Genomic DNA, 16,416 nt, shown 5'->3' on the forward strand with positions numbered 1-16,416 from the left:
CCCCCACCGGATGGGATCCGGTGGGGGCACATCTTGAGCAGGGCGGCGCCGCTGCCGCTAGCTGCTAATGGCGGATTTCATTTCGTCCACGGCCTTTTGGCCGGCTTCTTCCGGCGAGAGCCTGTCGAACAGGACCTCGGAGGTGTACCGCTTAACGATTTCCTGGATGGCGCCCGCACCCTTCGGCGGCGGGGCCGGAGCCTCGCCGAGCTCGCCCTTGATTTGGTCGATGAAGCCCACCACCTTGACGTCCGCCGGAGTCAGTTTCGGGGCGATGGCCTCGCGCACGTCGGAGTTCGGCGCCACCCCGCGGTCGGCAAGCAGGGCTTCGCCGGCCTTGACGTTGTTGGCCAGGAAGTTGATGAACTTGGCCGTCTCCTCGGGGTGCTTGGTCCGGGACGACGCCGACCAGAACTGGGACGCCTTGTACCAAAGTTTGCTGTCCGCAGCATGTCCCGTCTTGGACGGCATGCGGAGGATCTTCAACTCGCTCCCCGCCGCCTTCTCAAGCGCGGGCAACTGGTTGGACCACCAGAAGGCCATGCCGTTCTTTCCGGTCGCCAGGCCGCTTTGGTCCAGCGGCGCAGCCTCGGCTTCCACCACTTCAGACGCCGACGGCACAGCCTTCTTCGCGCTCAGTTCCTTCAGGAGCGACCACCACGACGCAATGTCCCCCGATTCGAATCCGAGTTTGCCGTCCGCGGTGTACAGCGACTTTCCGTCCTGGCGGAGCCACACACCCAGGGAGGCCTCGTCCGTTCCATAGGCTGCCGCACCATAGGTGCCCTTGGGCGACTTCGCGGTCACCTCGGCCGCGATGCGTCCGAAGTCCTCCCACGTCCACGTGGCATCGTCGGGCAGTGGTACTCCGGCCGCCTTGAAGACTGCCGGGTTGGCGAGGATCGTGGCGGCATTGATGCCGGCCGCGATGCCGGTGAGGCCTTTGCTTCCCTTGCCGGCGTTGAGCGCTGCTTCATCGAACTTGGAGGTGTCGACGTCGTACTTGGACAGGTCGAGAAGTGCCCCGCGGGTGGAGTATTCCGTGATGAACTTTTCGTCCATCTGGATGATGTCCGGGGCGTCATTGGCGGCCATCTGGGTGGCGAGCTTGTCCCAGTATCCGCTCCAGTCGCCGAACTCCGGCTTGATCCTGATGTTCGGGTTCTCCGCTTCGAAGGCGGCGATTGCAGACTGCGTCAGCTGCGCCCGCTTGTCACCTCCCCACCAGGAAAAGCGCAGTTCTACTTTGCCGTCGGCGCTGGTGGGGGCGGCTCCACCGCCGCAGGCGCTGAGGGCGAGGACGACGGCGGCCGCTGCGGCCACCGCGCCGGTCCGGCGCAACCTTCGCGCCGACTTCGTGGATCTTGTCTCGCCTGGGTTGGCGGTTTTGGATGGGCGGGAAAATGGCACTGAATTCTCCGATCTTCTTTGATCTTGAAAGCTGACATGGGTTGAAGGCCAGTGGCGGCTTTGCGTGCCGGGCTGACGGCTGAAGCGAGTCGGGAAAGCGCTTTCTGAAAACTGATCATACAAGCAACCTACTTGTACTACAAGTAGCTTTCCGGTCTGATTTTACGGAACCATTACTGGCAGGTCCGCCCTCCGGCATGAACGACAGGCAGGGCCGGGAGCGCAAGCCAGCCACCGGACGCGTGCGGTCCGGCGCCGCATGGACGCTTACTTGATTCCGGTCGTCGCGATTCCCTTGATGAGGAACCGTTGGCCGAACAGGAACACCAGGAACACGGGCAGCAGGGACACAATGGACATCGCGAAGAGCGAGCCCCAGCTTGTCGCAGACTGCGAGTCCACGAAGGCCCGCAGGGCAACCGGCACAGTGAACATCTCGGGATCAGTGAGGTAGATCAGGGCGCCGAAGAAGTCGTTCCAGGTCCAGATGAAGGTGAAGATCGTGGTGGTGGCGAGAGCCGGGACCATCAGGGGCAGGATGACCCGCAGGAAGATGCGGGGGTGGCCGGCGCCGTCGATCCGCGCCGCCTCATCCAGTTCCGTGGGAATGCCGCGGATGAACTGCACCATGAGGAAAACGAAGAATGCGTCCGTCGCGAGAAGCTTGGGCACAATGAGCGGCCAGAACGTGTTCACCCAGCCGATCTGGGAAAAGAGGATGTACTGCGGCACGATGATCACGTGGAACGGCAGCATGATGGTCAGCAGCATGATCCCGAAGAACAGTTTCTTGCCGCTGAACTGCAGCCGGGCGAAAGCATAGGCGGCCATGGAGCAGGAGATCAGGTTGCCCAGGATGGACCCGAGCACCACCACCGCCGAATTGAGCATGTAGTGCCCGAACGGGTGGGTCAGGGCCGACCATCCGTCGGTGTAGTTGCCCATCTCCAGGGTGCTCAGCCAGAGACCGGGATCGCGGAAAATCAGCTCGTTGGGCCGCAGGGATGAAACCACCATCCACAGCAACGGGTAAATCATGATGCCGCCGGCGATTATCAGTACGGCATGCTTCGCCATGGCTTTGAGGCGCGCGCTGCGGCTGAACGCGAGCGTGCCGCGGGATTCGCGTTTCCTGCCGCCGCCCCTGGGGCCCCTGCCCCGCGATTTCCCTCCGGTGGACGGCAGTTTCTCCGGAGCCGGCAAGGTCTGTAGATCAGTCATCGTAGAACACCCAATACTTTGAAGCGATGAAGTTGATGGCCGTAAAAGCGCCGATGATCACCAGCAGGACCCAGGCCATCGCCGAGGCATAACCCATCTCGAACTGGCCGAATCCCTTCTGGTACAGGTAGAGCGTGAAAAACATGGTGGAGTCGGAGGGCCCGCCGTTGCCTCCCGAGACGATGAACGCCTGGGTGAAGGACTGGAAGGAGCCGATGATCTGCAGGACCAGGTTGAAGAAGATGATGGGGCTCAGCATCGGCAACGTGATCCGCCAAAATTTCTGGAGCGTGGTGGCCCCGTCCACCTCGGCGGCTTCGTAGTACATGTTCGGAATCTGGCGCAGCCCGGCAAGGAAGATGATCATGGGGCTGCCGAAGGTCCAGACGTGGAGCAGGATGATGGAACCGAGCGAAGTGGACGGGTCCGAGATCCAGCCCGGCCCGGTGATCCCGAACATGGCCAGCACCTGGTTCACCAGGCCGGTCGTTCCGAAGATCTGCTTCCAGAGGATGGCGACGGCGACGGAGCCTCCCAGCAGGGACGGCAAGTAGAAAATGGAGCGGTAGAACGGCAGGCCGCGGAGACCCTTGTCCAGCACCAGGGCAATGAGAAGTGCCACGGCCAGCTGCAGCGGAACTCCGATCAGCACATAGGTGAAGGTCACCCGCAGCGAATTGTGGAGCCGCGCATCCCCCAGCATGCGGGTGAAGTTATCCAGCCCGATCCATTCCGGGGGCTGCAGCAGGTTGTAGTCCGTGAAGGACAGGTAGAGGGACATGATCATGGGGCCGACAGTGATGGCCACCAGGCCGATCAGCCACGGCAGCAGGAAGATGTAGGCCGCCTTGTTGTCGCGGCGGTTGGCGCGTTTTTCCTCGGCTGTGACCGGACCTTTCCGCCGGCCCATGGAGGACAGTTCGCTGATAGCGCTCATCGCCCGCCCCTCGGTGTACGGACGCTGTCCGGCGTCCCGCGGTGATGCTGTGCGGCCATGTGGTCTCCTTTGGTCATCGTGGCCTTCCACGGCGTGCTGGGTGAAGTGCCCTCGCCGCCCCGGGCTGCGCCGAAGAGATCCAGCACCTCCCGTCTGTCTGGCTTCCGGAGGGACCGGGCCAACAGCGGCTTTGTACCAAAGTAAACGCTTTCTTGACCCCTGTACACCCTTTTGCTAATTTTTGAGAAAGCGTTTTCTGAATTCGGTCAACTCCGGATAAGAGCGGCTGCGAGAGGCAGGATAACCATGTTTGCACCCGGCAGGCCGAGCCGATGAATTCAGGTCTGATGGATGACGCGGCACCAGATGACGTGCCGCGGCCAAGCGCCATCGGCGGCTACGAGGACTGGCCTGCCTTCATGCGTTCCCGCCCGCGCCACATTGCAGAGTCCGCGCCTTCGCAGGAACTGGCCGACGCCCTCGGCGTTCCGGCCGTTCCCGAGGCTCCGCACGCAGTGTTGGAGTCGGCGGAAACGCACGACGGCGTCACGATTTCCCGGGTCAGCTGGCAGTTGGGCTTCGGTCCCCGCACCCGCGCCTGGTTCCTGCGTCCCGCCGGGGCGTCCGGCCCCCTGCCAGGGGTCCTTGCGCTTCACTGCCATGCAGGCATCAAGTCGGTCGGCGCGGAGCGCCTGCTGCCTGCAGGCGCAGTCCCCGGTGCGTCTTCTGCGGAAACCGGTGCAGGGAAGACGAACGCGGATCTTCAGCGGCGCTTCTACGGCGGCGGGCCCCTTGCCGCCTGGCTGGCATCCCGGGGCTTCGCCGTCCTGGCCCACGACACCTTCTCCTGGGGCAGCCGCCGCTTTGAGCTCGGCACGACCCCGTGGCGCCTGTCCGCCGCCGTCGAGGGCCGCAAGGCACTGTGGCGTGAGGCCGGCGTCGTGCCTTCCGAAACGGAGGAGTACGACGCCGCCGCGGCGGCGCACGAGGACACCGTGGCGAAGGCGGCAGGCCTGCTGGGCACAAGTTTCGCGGGGATGGTGGCCCACGACGACCTTGCGGCCCTCCACGTCCTGGCGGGTCTTCCGGGCGTGGACCCTGGACGCCTGGGCACGGCCGGTTTCTCCGGAGGCGGCAGCCGGTCCCTCATGCTGGCCACAGTCAGCCCGCGGGTCCGGGCTTGCGCGGTGTCGTGCATGATGACCACTTACCGCTCGCTGTTCCCGGCATACCTGGAGGCCCACTCGTGGCTGCTGCAGACGCCGGGCCTTTCACGGCTTGGCGAATATCCGGAGCTGGCGGGGCGCTCGACGGCGGACCGCCTCCTGGTCCAGTACGCGCTGGACGACGAACTGTTCCCGGCGAACGGCATGCGCGACGCCGACGCAACGCTCCGCGGCCAGCTGGCGCCTGGCCAGCACACCGGGAGCTTCTGGCCGGGAGGACACGCCTTCAGCACCGATATGCAGGACGAGGCCGCGCGCTTCCTGGCCGATTCGCTGTCCTGGTCGTTGTCTGGTTCGCTGTCCCGTTTGCTGTCCGGTTCCCTGCCCGCTTCACGGTCCGCGGGCGTCGCCCCGGTCCCTTCTCAGCCACCCAGCCAGGACGGATAGACATGACACGCCCCTCCCCCAGCGCTTCGGCGCCCACAGTCCCTCATCCGGACACGTCTCCGGACACTCCGGCGGCCGTTCATCCCGCGGCGCCGCGGGTCGCACTCGTGGGCGCCCACGGCTACGGTGCCCGGCATCTGGAGAACCTGGCCCGCCTCGCCGCGCTCAACCTTGTAGACGTCGTAGCCGTCGCGGACCCGCGGCCCCCGGCCGAGGGCACCCTGGCCGCAGGCGTGGCCACGTTCTCGTCGCTGGCGGAGCTCCTGGCCGTCGGGCCGGCACCGGATGTGGTCATCCTGGCCACGCCCATCCAGACACATGCCCCGCTGGCCCTCGCCGCCCTCGCAGCGGGTGCCGACGTCTATGTGGAGAAACCGCCCATGGCCTCCCTGGCCCAGTTCAACGAGGTGCTGGCCGCCGCTGACGAGGCGGACCGCCTGGTCCAGGTCGGCTTCCAGAGCCTCGGTTCGCATGCGTTGCCCGCCCTGGACCGGCTGGTGGCGGACGGCGAGATCGGTGATGTCCGGGGTGTCAGCGCCGTGGGCACCTGGGTGCGCACCACCGGCTATTTCAAACGTTCCCGCTGGGCGGGCAAGCGCAGCCTGGACGGCACGGACGTGGTGGACGGTGTCGCCACCAACGCGCTGGCTCATGCGGTGGCCACCGGACTGAGAATCGCCGGTGCGGCCCGGGCGGCCGACGTCGCGGCCGTGGAGACGGATCTCTACCGCGCACACGCGACCGAAAGCGACGACACGTCCGTCATCCGGGTGCGCACCGCCGCGGGAACGGTCCTGCTGTGCGCCCTGACGCTGTGCGCCGACGAACAGACCGCCCCGTCGGTGACCATCCACGGCAGCAAGGGGCAGGCGGAATTCTTCTACACCGAGGACCGGTTGACGGTTTCGACACCCGACGGCGAGCGCACGCAGACGTTTGGCCGCACCGACCTGGTGGAGAACCTGCTGGCGGCCCGCCGTTCCAGCAACCCCGATGCAGCCCTGCTGAGCCCGCTGGCCGGCAACGGTGCTTTCATGAGGGTGCTTGAGGCAATCCGGACAGCGGAACCTCCCCGAGGCATCGGCGCCGAGCATGTCACGTGGGAAGGCGATGGCGACGACGCCCGTCCTGTTGTCCACGGCATCGGCCAGCTGGTGCGCAGGGCCGCGGCGGCGCAGGCAACCTTCGCCGAGCTCGGCACGCCCTGGGCCAGGGAACTGCCCGGAGCAGCAGGCCCGCTTCCGGCGTTCACGATGCACGGAAAAGTGGTGGCGCGGCCGGCAGACGGCAGCCGGATCCGGCCGACGTCCTCGCCCCGGCCCTACCTCCATCCGGTCAGCACCCTGGCCGGCACGGTGGTTACCGATCACATGCCCGAGGACCATGTGTGGCACCTCGGCGCGGGCGTTGCCATCCAGGACGTGGACGGCGTCAATTTCTGGGGCGGGCGCACGTACACCCGCAACGCCGGGGCTTACGTCTGGCGCAAGGACCACGGCCGGATCGCCACGCTCGCGGTGGCAGCCGGGGAATCGGGCGAGAACCGCGGCGGGTGGCGGACCGAAACCCTGAGCTGGCTGGCGGAGCGCGGCTCCACCGGGCCCGACGCTCCCCTCCTCAGCGAGCAGCGGAACTGGAGCTGGGCCGCCGTCGGGCCCTCCAGTTGGCGGCTGACCCTCGACTTCGAACTCACCCCGGCCGGACCTGGTCCGGTCGCTCTCGGCAGCCCCGGTTCCAACGGCAGGCCCCAGGGCGGCTACGGCGGCTTCTTCTGGCGCCTTCCGGCCGTCGCCGAGGCGAGGGTGTGGACCGCAATCGCGGAAGGTGAAGACGCGGTGCACGGCGCCCTGCCACGTCCCGAGGCTCCCTGGCTGGCGTGGTCCGGCGATTTCCGGAAGGGAGAGTCCGACGGCGGTCCCGCCACCCTCGTGTTCCTGCCCCAGACGGCGGGGACGACACCAGCGAACGATCCGTGGTTCGTCCGCGTGGCGGGGTATCCCGGCGTCGGCCTGTCCCTTGCGTGGGAACACGCGGCCACGGCCAGCCACGGCAACCCGCTTCGCCGAAGGGTCACCGTGCTGGTGGCCGACGGCCTCCTGTCCACGCCGGACATCGAACAGCTCATCACGACTTTGGGGGAATCTGCATGAACACGACCGTCAACACCACCATGACAGCCACAGCCGAGGAACCGGGCGGCGGGGCCACTCCTGCCACTCCGGGGAACAAGGCCGACCGCGCAATCAAGAGGCAGCGCGTGCTGGACGTCCTGGCCGAATCAGGCCGGGACTCCCTCCTGCTCACCACCAACACGGCGCTGACCTGGTACCTGGACGGGAGCCGGGTCCACATCAGCCTTGCCGGAGATCCCATCGCGGCGATGCTGGTGGACGGCGACGGCGACCACCTGCTCACGTTCAACAACGAGGCCGCCCGGATCGCCGCCGAGGAACTGCCCGACGGCGTCGCGCTCCACTCGGTGCCCTGGCACGGGCAGCTGCATGCCGCTGCGGCCATGCTGGCGCCCGGCGGCGCCCCCCTGGCCGAGGCTGAAGTCGCTGCCGAGCTGAGGGCTGCGCGGCAGCAATTCCTGCCCGGCGAAAGCGCCCGGTACGCCATGCTCTGTGCCGAAACAGCTGCCGCGTTGACCGACGTTCTCTCGGAGGCGACGCCCGAAACCACCGAGTTTGGCGTGGGCTCGGCCCTGGCTGCACGGATCGTTGCCATGGGAGCTGAGCCGTTGGTGCTCCTCTGCAACGGAGCCGAACGCAGCGAATTCCGGCATCCACTTCCTACGCACTCCCCACTCGGGCGGCGGGCCATGGCCGTGGTCTGCGCGCGGCGGAACGGATTGGTGGCCAACGTGACCCGCTGGGTCAGGTTCGACGCCGGGACGCCGGCGGAGCTCGACGCCGAAGCCCGGATCGCCGCAGTTGAGGCCGATGTCTTTGATGCGACCGTTCCGGGTGCCCGGCTGAACGGCGTTTTCGCCGAAATCCGGGAGGCCTATGGCCGGCATGGTTTCGGAGCCGGCCAGTGGGCCCTCCACCATCAGGGCGGCCCGGCGGGCTATGCGGGCCGGGACCCCCGCGCCACTCCTTCCACCGAGGAGACAGTGGTCCTCAACCAGACCTTTACGTGGAACCCCTCGGGACCGGGGGTGAAGATCGAGGATACGGTGCAGCTGACGGAGTCCGGCATCGCCGTCCTCAGCGTGGATCCGCGCTGGCCTGTGGCCGTGGTGAACGGAATCCGGCGCCCGCTGACCCTGCAGCTATGACCGTCGCGCGAGCGCTAACCCGGTGCCGCTGAAGCTACTGTGCCGCGATGGCAGGAGCGCGAGCTCCCGCCATCGCGGCACAGGGCAGGTCAGTTGAAGGCGAACCCCAGCCCGGGCCGGCCGGCGAGCGTGAGCCGGCTGTTGCGGACCTGCACAGGTGACGGTCCGTCCAGCGCGCCAAGCTGTTCAAAGGAGGCATCCTCGACGTCCTCCACCATGGTGGGTTCGGCCATGGCCAGCGCGAGCTGGCCGGACAGTTCCGGCAGCAGGTGCGGCATGACCCTGATGCTGTGGGCGCGGGCCAGTTCCACGATGCGCCGGAAGGGGGTGATGCCGCCGACCCGGATGATGTTGGGCTGGATGATGTCCACCGCCCCGGCCTCGATGAAGTCACGGAAGCGGTAGATGTTGTGCAGGTTCTCGCCGAGTGCGATCGGCACGGGCGAGTGTTTCCGCAGCCTGCGGTAGGCCCAGAGGTCGTCCGCCCGGAGGGGCTCCTCCAGCCATTCGAGGTCAAACTCCCCCAGTACCTCCAGGGCGCGGAATGTGGCGGGCAGGTCCCAGCGCTGGTTGGCGTCGATCATGAGCTTCCGGCGTGGCCCCAGCACCGTCCGGACGGCGGCAACGCGTTCGGCGTCCTCCCGGATGTCTGGCTTGCCCACCTTGATCTTGACGGCGTTGTGCCCGGCCGCCACCCAGCGTTCCGCCTGCGCCACGAGCTCCTCGAGGGAGTAGTGCAGGTTCACGCCGGACCCATACACCTCCGCCGAATCCTGGCGCTGCCCCAGCAGCCCGGTGACCGAGGTGCCGGTTCGCCGGGCCTGCAGATCCCACAGCGCAAGGTCCACTCCGGCCATGGCGATGGTGGTGAGTCCTCCGCCGCCGACCTCGTGCAGCCGCTTCCACAGCTGGTCCCACACTCCCTCGGGACTGGCGTGGAGCCCCCCGATGAAGGGCGCGACGTCGAAGTCCAGGAGGGCCTTGACCGCTTGCGGGCCGATGGTGGGCGTCCAGGAGAACCCGTGCCCCGCGCCGCCGTCGTCCGTGTGGATTTCGGTGACGATCACATGGTTCTCCGGCGCCTCATTGCCCCAGCTCCGCAGGAGCGGAACCGTCAGGTGGCGGGTGGAGAGACCCGTGATCCGGGGCAGCGTCCGCACGGCTTCGGCGGCCGGCGCTGCGGCAACTGGCTTTGCTGCAACTGGCTCTTCGACAACTGGCGATCCCATTAGCGGCCGGCCAGCTCGTAGCCCTTGGCAAGGATGGACTTGAGCTGGACCAACTGGTCGTCAGAAGGGTCCACCAGCGGCGCACGGACCGGTCCCACCGGTAGGCCGCCCAGGCGGAGACCGGCCTTGATGAGGGAGACGCCGAACCCGGGGGTCTGGTCGCGCAGCCGGACCAGCGGGGCGTAGAAGCCTTCCAGCAGGGCTTGCCGCCGGTCCTCGTCGCCGGAGGTGTAGGCATCGTAATAGGCCTTGGCGATTTCCGGGGCCATGGCGAACGCGGCCGACGAGTAGAGCGGGATGCCCAGGCCACGGTAGGCGCCCTGGGTGAGTTCGGCCGTAAGAAGTCCGTTGAAGAGCAGGAAGTCCTTGCGTCCTGTGGCGGCGACTGCAGTGACGATCTCCTGCGCCAGCCCCACGTCCCCAAGGCCGTCCTTGAAGCCGATCACCTTGGGGTTCGCGGCCAGGCGTGCCATGGATGCCGCCGTGTATTTGGCGTTCCCGCGGTGGTAGACGATCACCGGCAGGCTGCTGGCAGCCGCCACCGCTTCGATATACGCCACGAGGCCGTCTGTGGGTCCGGTGACGAGGTACGGCGGGAGGACCAGCAGGGCGTCCGCCCCCGCTTCCCCGGCGGCGCGGGCGGCGGCGAGCGCGTGGCCCAGGGGACCGCCGGCACCGGCAACAACCGGCACCTGGCCGGCAACGGCCTCGACGGCGGCGACCACCACGGTGCGCACCTCGTCAATGCTCAGGGCGTGGAATTCACCGGTTCCGCAGGCGGGGAACACACCGCCGGGGCCGTACGGAAGGCGGGACGCAATGTGCTCCTTGAGGACATCCACGTCCACGTCCCCCTCCGGTGTGAAGGGTGTGACGGGAAAGAACAGTACGCCGTCGAATTTCATGGGGTCTCCTTGGATCCTGTTCCGGCCGCGACCAGCGCGTCGGGGTTCTCATCATTGAGGGGCAAAGCATTGGCTGGCTGGGCAAGCTCGGTCCGCCAGCTTCGCCGCGGCTTCCAGCCGAGAAGTTCACCGGCCTTGGCGATGGAGAACGCGGGGCTGGCGCCCTCGAGTCCGGCGGCAAGGTGGGAGCTGCCGGGCAGGAATTGCGGCAACAGCTCCGACAGCGGTGCGGTGGCCAGCGCGTCGGCGGCCCCCACGAAGAAGGTCTGGCCGTTGGGGATGGTGTCCATCTTCGCAAGCAGCAGGTCCAGGAAGTCCGCCACGTCCCGCGCATCCACGTAGTTGAACAGGGCCGGCGCGGACAGCGCCGGGTCGTCCAGCCGCTCGCGGACCGTGTGGCCCTGCTGGGTGGGAGCGCCGGCCCATTCTTCCGGCGAAATGACGTAGCACGGCCGGAAGGCCGCGTACCGGATTGCGTCCCCCTGGGCGGCGGCGAACATCTGCACGGTCTGTTCGGCGATGAGCTTGGACAGCGCATAGGCGTTCCAGGGCCGGGGCGTGGTTTCTTCGTCCACGGGAAAGCTGTCCGGCAGCCAGCCTGCGGGTGAGCCGTAGCCCAGCACGGTGGGGCTGCTTGCCGTGATGATCTTGCCGATGCGCAGCTCGGTCGCGGCGCTGATGACGGCGTACGCCAGCCTCGTGTTGGTACTGAGGATGACGTCTTCTGGCGCGCTGAACGGTACGGCGATCGCCGCAAGGTGCACGACGGCGTCGGGTGCTGTTTCGCGAAGGAGGCGCAAGGACTCCCCCTGGGTCAGAAGGTCGGCACTGCGCTGCTCGACGCCGTCGGGCAGCTGCGCGGCCGGCACGGCCTCGCGGTCGACCGAGATGACCTGGTGGCCAGCGGCCGCCAGGCCGGCAACAACGCTGCGCCCCAGGCGGCCTGAACCGCCGGTGACAAATATCCTGCTCATGGTTATCCGGTCCTTACTCGGGTGCGCGGGGTCAGTTGCCGCGGCGAAGGTCGACGCCGAGCCCCAGGTCCGCCGTGCGGACCGGCAGTCCGGATTCCAGGGATGCGTTGCCGGCGATGCCGACGGAGACGGAGCGCAGGCCGTCCAGGTAACCCGACGGCCGCCCCAGGGGATCCTCTCCCGGGCCGTTGAAAAGATCGGACAGGAGGAGCTCGTCGCCGCCACCGTGGCCGCCTTCGCCGTTGACGATCGGCACCTCGTATGCGGGTTCCCAGTGCCGCTGGACTACCAGCCGTTCGCCGTTGCGCCGGACCTGGTCATCCTCCTCCACGGGCGTGGCGCTTGGATCCACCACTGTCTTCCTGTCGGTGCTGTGCTGGACCGCGGCGCGCTCCACCACTTCCAGCTCGGCCCGTCCTTCGGTTCCGTTCACGGCCACGCGGTAGCCCTCCCACGGGCTGTGCGCGTTGAGCGAGTAGCTGAGGACGGGGCCGCCCTGGTAGTCCACCACCAGTGCCAGGTTGTCCTCGATGGTGATGCCGGACGTGAAGACATCCTGGTCGCGGCGGTAGCCGTCAAAGTGCTCGTTGTCGTAGTACAGCGCGCGCAGGCGTTCGTCCTCGCGCAGGTCCAGGACGAACGGATCCTTGGCCGCCGCGCCTGCACCGGCGTCAGGAGTTCCGCGCTCGGGCCGTGCACCGAGGCCACGTTCCGCGGCGTTCCTGTCCCCGTAGAACTTCAGTCCGCCTGAGGCGAAAACCCGCTCCGGGACGTCGTCGATCCACCAGTTGACGAGGTCGAAATGGTGGGAGGACTTGTGGATCAGCAGGCCGCCGGAGTTCTCCTTTTCCCGGTGCCAGCGGCGGAAATAGTCTGCGCCGTGCACTGTGTCGAGGACCCAGCTGAAATCGACGGACGTGACCTTGCCGATCACCCCGCTCTGGATGATCTCCTTGAGGGCGCTGTTGCGCGGCGAGTATCGGTAGTTGAATGTGACCACCACGTTGCGGCCGGTCCGGGCCACGGCATCGGTGATCCGCCGGCACCCTTCGGCGTTGATGGTCAGCGGCTTCTCCACCACGACGTCGGCACCCGCCTCGAGCGCTTCCACAATGTAGTCCGCGTGCGTGTAGTCGGGTGTCGTGACCACCACGCGCTCGATCCCGTTGTCCCTGATGAACGCCGTCAGCTGCCCCGGTTCGAACGACTCCACCGGCTCCGCCCCGCCGAGCTCGCTGATGAGCCTCTGGTAGAACTCCACCCGGCCCGGGTTGACGTCCGACAGGCCCACCAGCTCGGCTGTGTCGGCATGCCTGCCGTAGATGGCCCGGATGTACATCTCGGAACGTCCTCCCGTGCCGATCAGGGCGATCCGCGCCCTGCGGACCGTGGCGGGGGAAGCGGCTGCGTCGGCGTCGACATAGCCGCCAGGGTTGGCGAGTTTGGCTGTGTTGCCCATGCGGTGAGTCCCTTTCGGAAGGCATCGTGCTGGCCGCTTGACGGCCCGGAGCGGCGCGGGAATAATTGTGAGAAAGCGTTTTCTCAGGACGTTATAAGCTTTCTATCAAGACTCTGGCGGTCACGTCAACCATCGCCCTGGCGGGCGGATGCCGGAGACAGCCCGGAAAGGGGCAGCATGGGCAGGAGAGCCACCACACGGCGAATCGGCATCGCCGACGTCGCACTCAAGGCCGGCGTTTCGCATGCCACGGTGTCGCGCGTCATGAACGGCAACTTCACCGTGGACCCTGCCATCGCCGAGCGCGTGCGGGCCGCTGCCACCGAGCTGAACTACCAGCCGAACCCTGTTGGCCGCAGCCTGGCGCTGGGCAAGACGGACACCATCGGCATTGTGGTGCCGGACTTGTCCAACCCCACCTTCCAGGCCATCCTCCGCGGACTCAGCATGGCCGCGGCGCAGGATGGCTACCGGGTGCTGATTGCCGATTCCTCGGAAGTCTCCAGCGAGGAGGCCATCCTGGCCGGCGAGGCACGGCGCCGCTGTGACGGCCTGGTGCTGTGTGCCCCGCGCATGGGCGACGCCGAGCTGGAAGAGCTTGCGCCGTCACTGCATCCCATGGTGTTGATCAACCGCAGCACCATGGACACCAACGCGCCCAGCCTCATGGTGGACTACGGCCAGGGCATCCAGGAACTGGCAGAGCTCCTGGTGGGGCTGGGCCACACGCGGCTGGCGTTCCTGGCCGGACCCGCGCGGAGCGCCTCGAACGAGCTGCGCCTGCAGGGGCTGGAAAAGTTCAAGGCCGCCCACCCGGACATCGACCTCCGGATGCTCGACGCCGGCTCCAACTTCGAGGCGGGCCACCAGTGCGTGGATGCCGTCCTGGCCAGCGGGGCCACCGGCATCATGGCCTTCAACGACCTCGTGGCCATGGGCCTGCTGAGCGGGCTCCACGAGCGCGGCGTCCGGGTCCCCGAGGACATTTCCGTGACCGGCTTCGATGACATCCCCTTTGCGCGCTACACCACGCCCCCGCTCAGCACCGCCGCGGTTCCCATCAACGAGCTCGGCCAGCAGGCATGGCACCGGATGCGGGACCTGATCCGGAACCTGTCGCCCGACGCCGAGGGGCCCACGATATTCTTGCCCCGGCTGGAAGTCCGCGGCAGCACAGGGCCGGCGAAGCCCTAGCGCGCCGGGCGTGACGAGGACGTCGATGAGCTTCCCGGCGGGAGCTGGGGCCAGGCGTTGCCGGGGGCCAAAACATCCCCGCTAGAGTGTTCTGGAGCACACGCTGAAGATCCTGCAGAACCGGAGGCAGCAAATGACGCAGACCGTCCCGCCCGGCAATCCCGAGGCTCCGACCACTCCCGAGGCAACCGCGCCGGGCCCCGGGGCCGCCGCATCCGGGCGAGGCACAGCCGCGGCGGCCGCCGGCGGGGTCCCTGCCGCGCTGAGGCGCCGCGTGCCCAAATACTCGGACCTTGCGCCGCTGATGCAGTTCAAGAAGCCGGAGTTCAGCCGGGCCGCCAGGCTGCGCCGGGCGAGCACCATCTGGGACCTCCGCGACATGGCCAAGCGCCGCACGCCGCAGGCCCCGTTCGACTATACCGACGGCGCCGCCGAGGCCGAGATCAGCCTCCGCCGCGCCCGCCAGGCCTTCCTGGACATCGAGTTCCGGCCCGGGGTCCTGCGCGACGTCTCCAGCATTGACCTCAGTACCCACATCCTGGGCGGGCCCTCCCGCCTGCCGGTGGGGATCGCGCCCACCGGCTTCACCCGGATGATGCAGTCCGAGGGCGAATACGCCGGCTCCCAGGCCGCCGAGGCAGCTGGGATCCCCTACACCCTTTCCACCATGGGCACCGCATCCCTCGAGGACGTGGCCGCCGCCGCACCCGCGGGCCGCAACTGGTTCCAGCTGTACCTGTGGACAGACCGGGACCGTTCCCTGGAACTGATCCAGCGCGCCGCCTCGGCCGGCAACGACACCCTCATGGTCACCGTGGACACCGCCGTCGCCGGCGCCAGGCTCCGCGACGTCCGCAACGGCATGACCATCCCGCCCGCCCTGACACTCAAAACCGTCCTGGACGCGTCCTACCGGCCCGCGTGGTGGTTCAACTTCCTCACGCACGAGCCGCTGACTTTCGCCTCCCTGTCCCGATACACCGGCACCGTCGCGGACCTCATCAACTCCATGTTCGACCCCACCCTGACCTACGCCGACCTCGACTGGCTGCGCGAGACCTGGAAGGGCAAGCTCGTGGTCAAGGGCATCCAGACGGTCGAGGACGCCCGCAGGGTGGTGGACCACGGCGCGGACGGCATCGTGCTCTCCAACCACGGCGGCCGCCAGCTGGACCGCGCACCCATCCCCTTCCACCTGCTCCCCGAAGTCTCCGCCGCGCTGAAGGCAGACCGCAGCGACGCCGCCATCATCCTGGACACCGGCATCATGAGCGGCGCCGACATCATCGCCGCCCTCGCACTCGGCGCCGACTTCACCCTGATCGGCCGCGCCTACCTCTACGGGCTCATGGCCGGCGGACGGGCCGGCGTGGACCGCGCCCTCCAAATCCTGGAGAAGGACATGCAACGCACCATGGCTCTGCTCGGCGTCAGCCGCACCGCGGACCTCACTCCGGAGCACGTGCGGCTGCTCACCAAGTAACCAACCCGGCCGTCCTACTGCCTTTGCGGCAGAGGCCGTTTTCGGCGCGCAGAACGGCTGCTGCCGCTCGCTCGTTGGACTACTTTTTGCGGCCGAACTTGGGCAGGTTGGCCAGGAGGTCGGCGGCCTTGGTGGCGGCGCGGCCCACGGTCCGCCCGATCTGCTGGGGCATCTTGTCCTCGCCTGCAGTTCCCACCGGAATGACGACGGCGGGACTCAGGGGGCTGCCTGCGGGGCGGCCCGCCAGCGCGGCGGCAGGCTGTGCGGCGGGCAGCGCGGCGACGGGTTGGGGGCTGGCCGCCGCGGCCAGCCCATCCGGGGCGGCGACGGGGCTGGACTCAGCCTGGCGGGCTGCGGCCGCGTCGGCTGTCGCCGCGGGGCCGACGTCGAACGCCTGCAGCCAGGTGGCGATCCCGGCGAGGGGCTTGGGGTTGAGTGTGTAGTAGCGCTTCTGGCCCTGGGCGCGCATGCTCACCAGGTCCGCTTCCCGCAGGACTTTGAGATGCTTGGAAATGGTGGGCTGGCTTGCTTCAAGCTCCTGGACCAGTTCCCCCACCGCTTTGTCCCCCTTGCGGAGGGCTATCAGAATGTCGCGCCTGGTTGCCTCAGCAATGACGGCAAATACGTCGTCTGTCACCATGCCCTCCACACTAGCGACATATACGCCGGATGGCATCCACCAATTAATGCCCCGAAAAAGGGTTGCAATCC

General features: G+C 67.7%; 13 protein-coding genes. 5 read left to right on the plus strand and 8 right to left on the minus strand.

Translation table 11 applies throughout. The features are described from left to right. Positions 1-57: 57 nt before the first annotated feature. From ACFVTM_RS14875 to ACFVTM_RS14885, 3 genes are all read right to left on the minus strand, one after another. Positions 58-1,410 (minus strand): ABC transporter substrate-binding protein, encoded by a 1,353-nt coding sequence (locus ACFVTM_RS14875; protein ID WP_390204253.1) that lies wholly within the window; start codon positions 1,408-1,410, stop codon positions 58-60. A gap of 267 nt (positions 1,411-1,677) precedes the next feature. Continuing rightward, on the minus strand, positions 1,678-2,631 hold the full coding sequence (locus ACFVTM_RS14880) for a carbohydrate ABC transporter permease (protein ID WP_390204254.1): 954 nt from the start codon (positions 2,629-2,631) through the stop codon (positions 1,678-1,680). Beyond that, a complete protein-coding gene (locus ACFVTM_RS14885) occupies positions 2,624-3,568 on the minus strand; it encodes a carbohydrate ABC transporter permease (protein WP_390204255.1) in 945 nt (314 codons plus the stop codon). Before ACFVTM_RS14885 ends, ACFVTM_RS14880 begins: the two co-directional genes overlap by 8 nt. A gap of 332 nt (positions 3,569-3,900) precedes the next feature. Between ACFVTM_RS14885 and ACFVTM_RS14890 the strand changes: the two genes are divergently transcribed. The 3 genes from ACFVTM_RS14890 to ACFVTM_RS14900 are packed head-to-tail and all read left to right on the plus strand — an operon-like array spanning position 3,901 to position 8,461. Then, positions 3,901-5,181 (plus strand): dienelactone hydrolase family protein, encoded by a 1,281-nt coding sequence (locus ACFVTM_RS14890; protein WP_390204256.1) that lies wholly within the window; start codon positions 3,901-3,903, stop codon positions 5,179-5,181. A gap of 2 nt (positions 5,182-5,183) precedes the next feature. Continuing rightward, the gene (locus ACFVTM_RS14895; protein WP_390204258.1) at positions 5,184-7,331 is read left to right on the plus strand and encodes a DUF6807 family protein; all 2,148 of its coding nucleotides are present in this window, start codon (positions 5,184-5,186) and stop codon (positions 7,329-7,331) included. 20 nt (positions 7,332-7,351) lie between these two features. After that, complete coding sequence (locus ACFVTM_RS14900; RefSeq protein WP_390204313.1) at positions 7,352-8,461, plus strand: M24 family metallopeptidase; 1,110 nt, start codon at positions 7,352-7,354, stop codon at positions 8,459-8,461. An 89-nt stretch (positions 8,462-8,550) separates the two neighbouring features. Here the strand turns inward: ACFVTM_RS14900 and ACFVTM_RS14905 are convergent, their stop codons facing one another. The 4 genes from ACFVTM_RS14905 to ACFVTM_RS14920 are packed head-to-tail and all read right to left on the minus strand — an operon-like array spanning position 8,551 to position 13,028. Then, a complete protein-coding gene (locus tag ACFVTM_RS14905; protein ID WP_390204259.1) occupies positions 8,551-9,690 on the minus strand; it encodes a mandelate racemase/muconate lactonizing enzyme family protein in 1,140 nt (379 codons plus the stop codon). Beyond that, entirely contained in the window at positions 9,690-10,595 is a 906-nt protein-coding gene (locus ACFVTM_RS14910; protein WP_390204260.1) for a 5-dehydro-4-deoxyglucarate dehydratase, read from the minus strand. The genes ACFVTM_RS14905 and ACFVTM_RS14910 overlap by 1 nt, the downstream gene beginning before the upstream one ends. Continuing rightward, positions 10,592-11,569, minus strand: a complete 978-nt coding sequence (locus ACFVTM_RS14915; protein WP_390204262.1) for an NAD-dependent epimerase/dehydratase family protein — start codon at positions 11,567-11,569, stop codon at positions 10,592-10,594. The genes ACFVTM_RS14910 and ACFVTM_RS14915 overlap by 4 nt, the downstream gene beginning before the upstream one ends. A 31-nt stretch (positions 11,570-11,600) precedes the next feature. Next, positions 11,601-13,028 (minus strand): Gfo/Idh/MocA family protein, encoded by a 1,428-nt coding sequence (locus ACFVTM_RS14920; RefSeq protein ID WP_390204263.1) that lies wholly within the window; start codon positions 13,026-13,028, stop codon positions 11,601-11,603. 177 nt (positions 13,029-13,205) lie between these two features. Between ACFVTM_RS14920 and ACFVTM_RS14925 the strand changes: the two genes are divergently transcribed. Together ACFVTM_RS14925 and ACFVTM_RS14930 are read left to right on the plus strand one after the other, a co-directional pair. Then, entirely contained in the window at positions 13,206-14,222 is a 1,017-nt protein-coding gene (locus tag ACFVTM_RS14925; RefSeq protein WP_390204264.1) for a LacI family DNA-binding transcriptional regulator, read from the plus strand. Positions 14,223-14,355: 133 nt separating this feature from the next. Continuing rightward, positions 14,356-15,705: an alpha-hydroxy-acid oxidizing protein gene (locus ACFVTM_RS14930; RefSeq protein WP_390204266.1), complete on the plus strand. Its 1,350-nt coding sequence runs from the start codon at positions 14,356-14,358 to the stop codon at positions 15,703-15,705. A 79-nt stretch (positions 15,706-15,784) separates the two neighbouring features. Here ACFVTM_RS14930 and ACFVTM_RS14935 read toward each other — a convergent pair whose 3' ends face one another. Continuing rightward, the gene (locus ACFVTM_RS14935; protein WP_390204268.1) at positions 15,785-16,345 is read right to left on the minus strand and encodes an ArsR/SmtB family transcription factor; all 561 of its coding nucleotides are present in this window, start codon (positions 16,343-16,345) and stop codon (positions 15,785-15,787) included. Between the last annotated feature and the right edge of the window lie 71 nt (positions 16,346-16,416).

Source organism: Arthrobacter sp. NPDC058130, assembly GCF_042884475.1.
Taxonomy (GTDB): domain Bacteria; phylum Actinomycetota; class Actinomycetes; order Actinomycetales; family Micrococcaceae; genus Arthrobacter.

Bases quoted from the DNA above. Each gene is read 5' to 3' on its own strand.
- ACFVTM_RS14880 (WP_390204254.1), bottom strand. From the start codon at position 2,631: ATGACTGATCTACAGACCTTGCCGGCTCCGGAGAAACTGCCGTCCACC.
- ACFVTM_RS14885 (WP_390204255.1), bottom strand. From the start codon at position 3,568: ATGAGCGCTATCAGCGAACTGTCCTCCATGGGCCGGCGGAAAGGTCCG.
- ACFVTM_RS14890 (WP_390204256.1), top strand. From the start codon at position 3,901: ATGAATTCAGGTCTGATGGATGACGCGGCACCAGATGACGTGCCGCGG.
- ACFVTM_RS14895 (WP_390204258.1), top strand. From the start codon at position 5,184: ATGACACGCCCCTCCCCCAGCGCTTCGGCGCCCACAGTCCCTCATCCG.
- ACFVTM_RS14900 (WP_390204313.1), top strand. From the start codon at position 7,352: ATGACAGCCACAGCCGAGGAACCGGGCGGCGGGGCCACTCCTGCCACT.
- ACFVTM_RS14905 (WP_390204259.1), bottom strand. From the start codon at position 9,690: ATGGGATCGCCAGTTGTCGAAGAGCCAGTTGCAGCAAAGCCAGTTGCC.
- ACFVTM_RS14910 (WP_390204260.1), bottom strand. From the start codon at position 10,595: ATGAAATTCGACGGCGTACTGTTCTTTCCCGTCACACCCTTCACACCG.
- ACFVTM_RS14915 (WP_390204262.1), bottom strand. From the start codon at position 11,569: ATGAGCAGGATATTTGTCACCGGCGGTTCAGGCCGCCTGGGGCGCAGC.
- ACFVTM_RS14920 (WP_390204263.1), bottom strand. From the start codon at position 13,028: ATGGGCAACACAGCCAAACTCGCCAACCCTGGCGGCTATGTCGACGCC.
- ACFVTM_RS14925 (WP_390204264.1), top strand. From the start codon at position 13,206: ATGGGCAGGAGAGCCACCACACGGCGAATCGGCATCGCCGACGTCGCA.
- ACFVTM_RS14930 (WP_390204266.1), top strand. From the start codon at position 14,356: ATGACGCAGACCGTCCCGCCCGGCAATCCCGAGGCTCCGACCACTCCC.
- ACFVTM_RS14935 (WP_390204268.1), bottom strand. From the start codon at position 16,345: ATGGTGACAGACGACGTATTTGCCGTCATTGCTGAGGCAACCAGGCGC.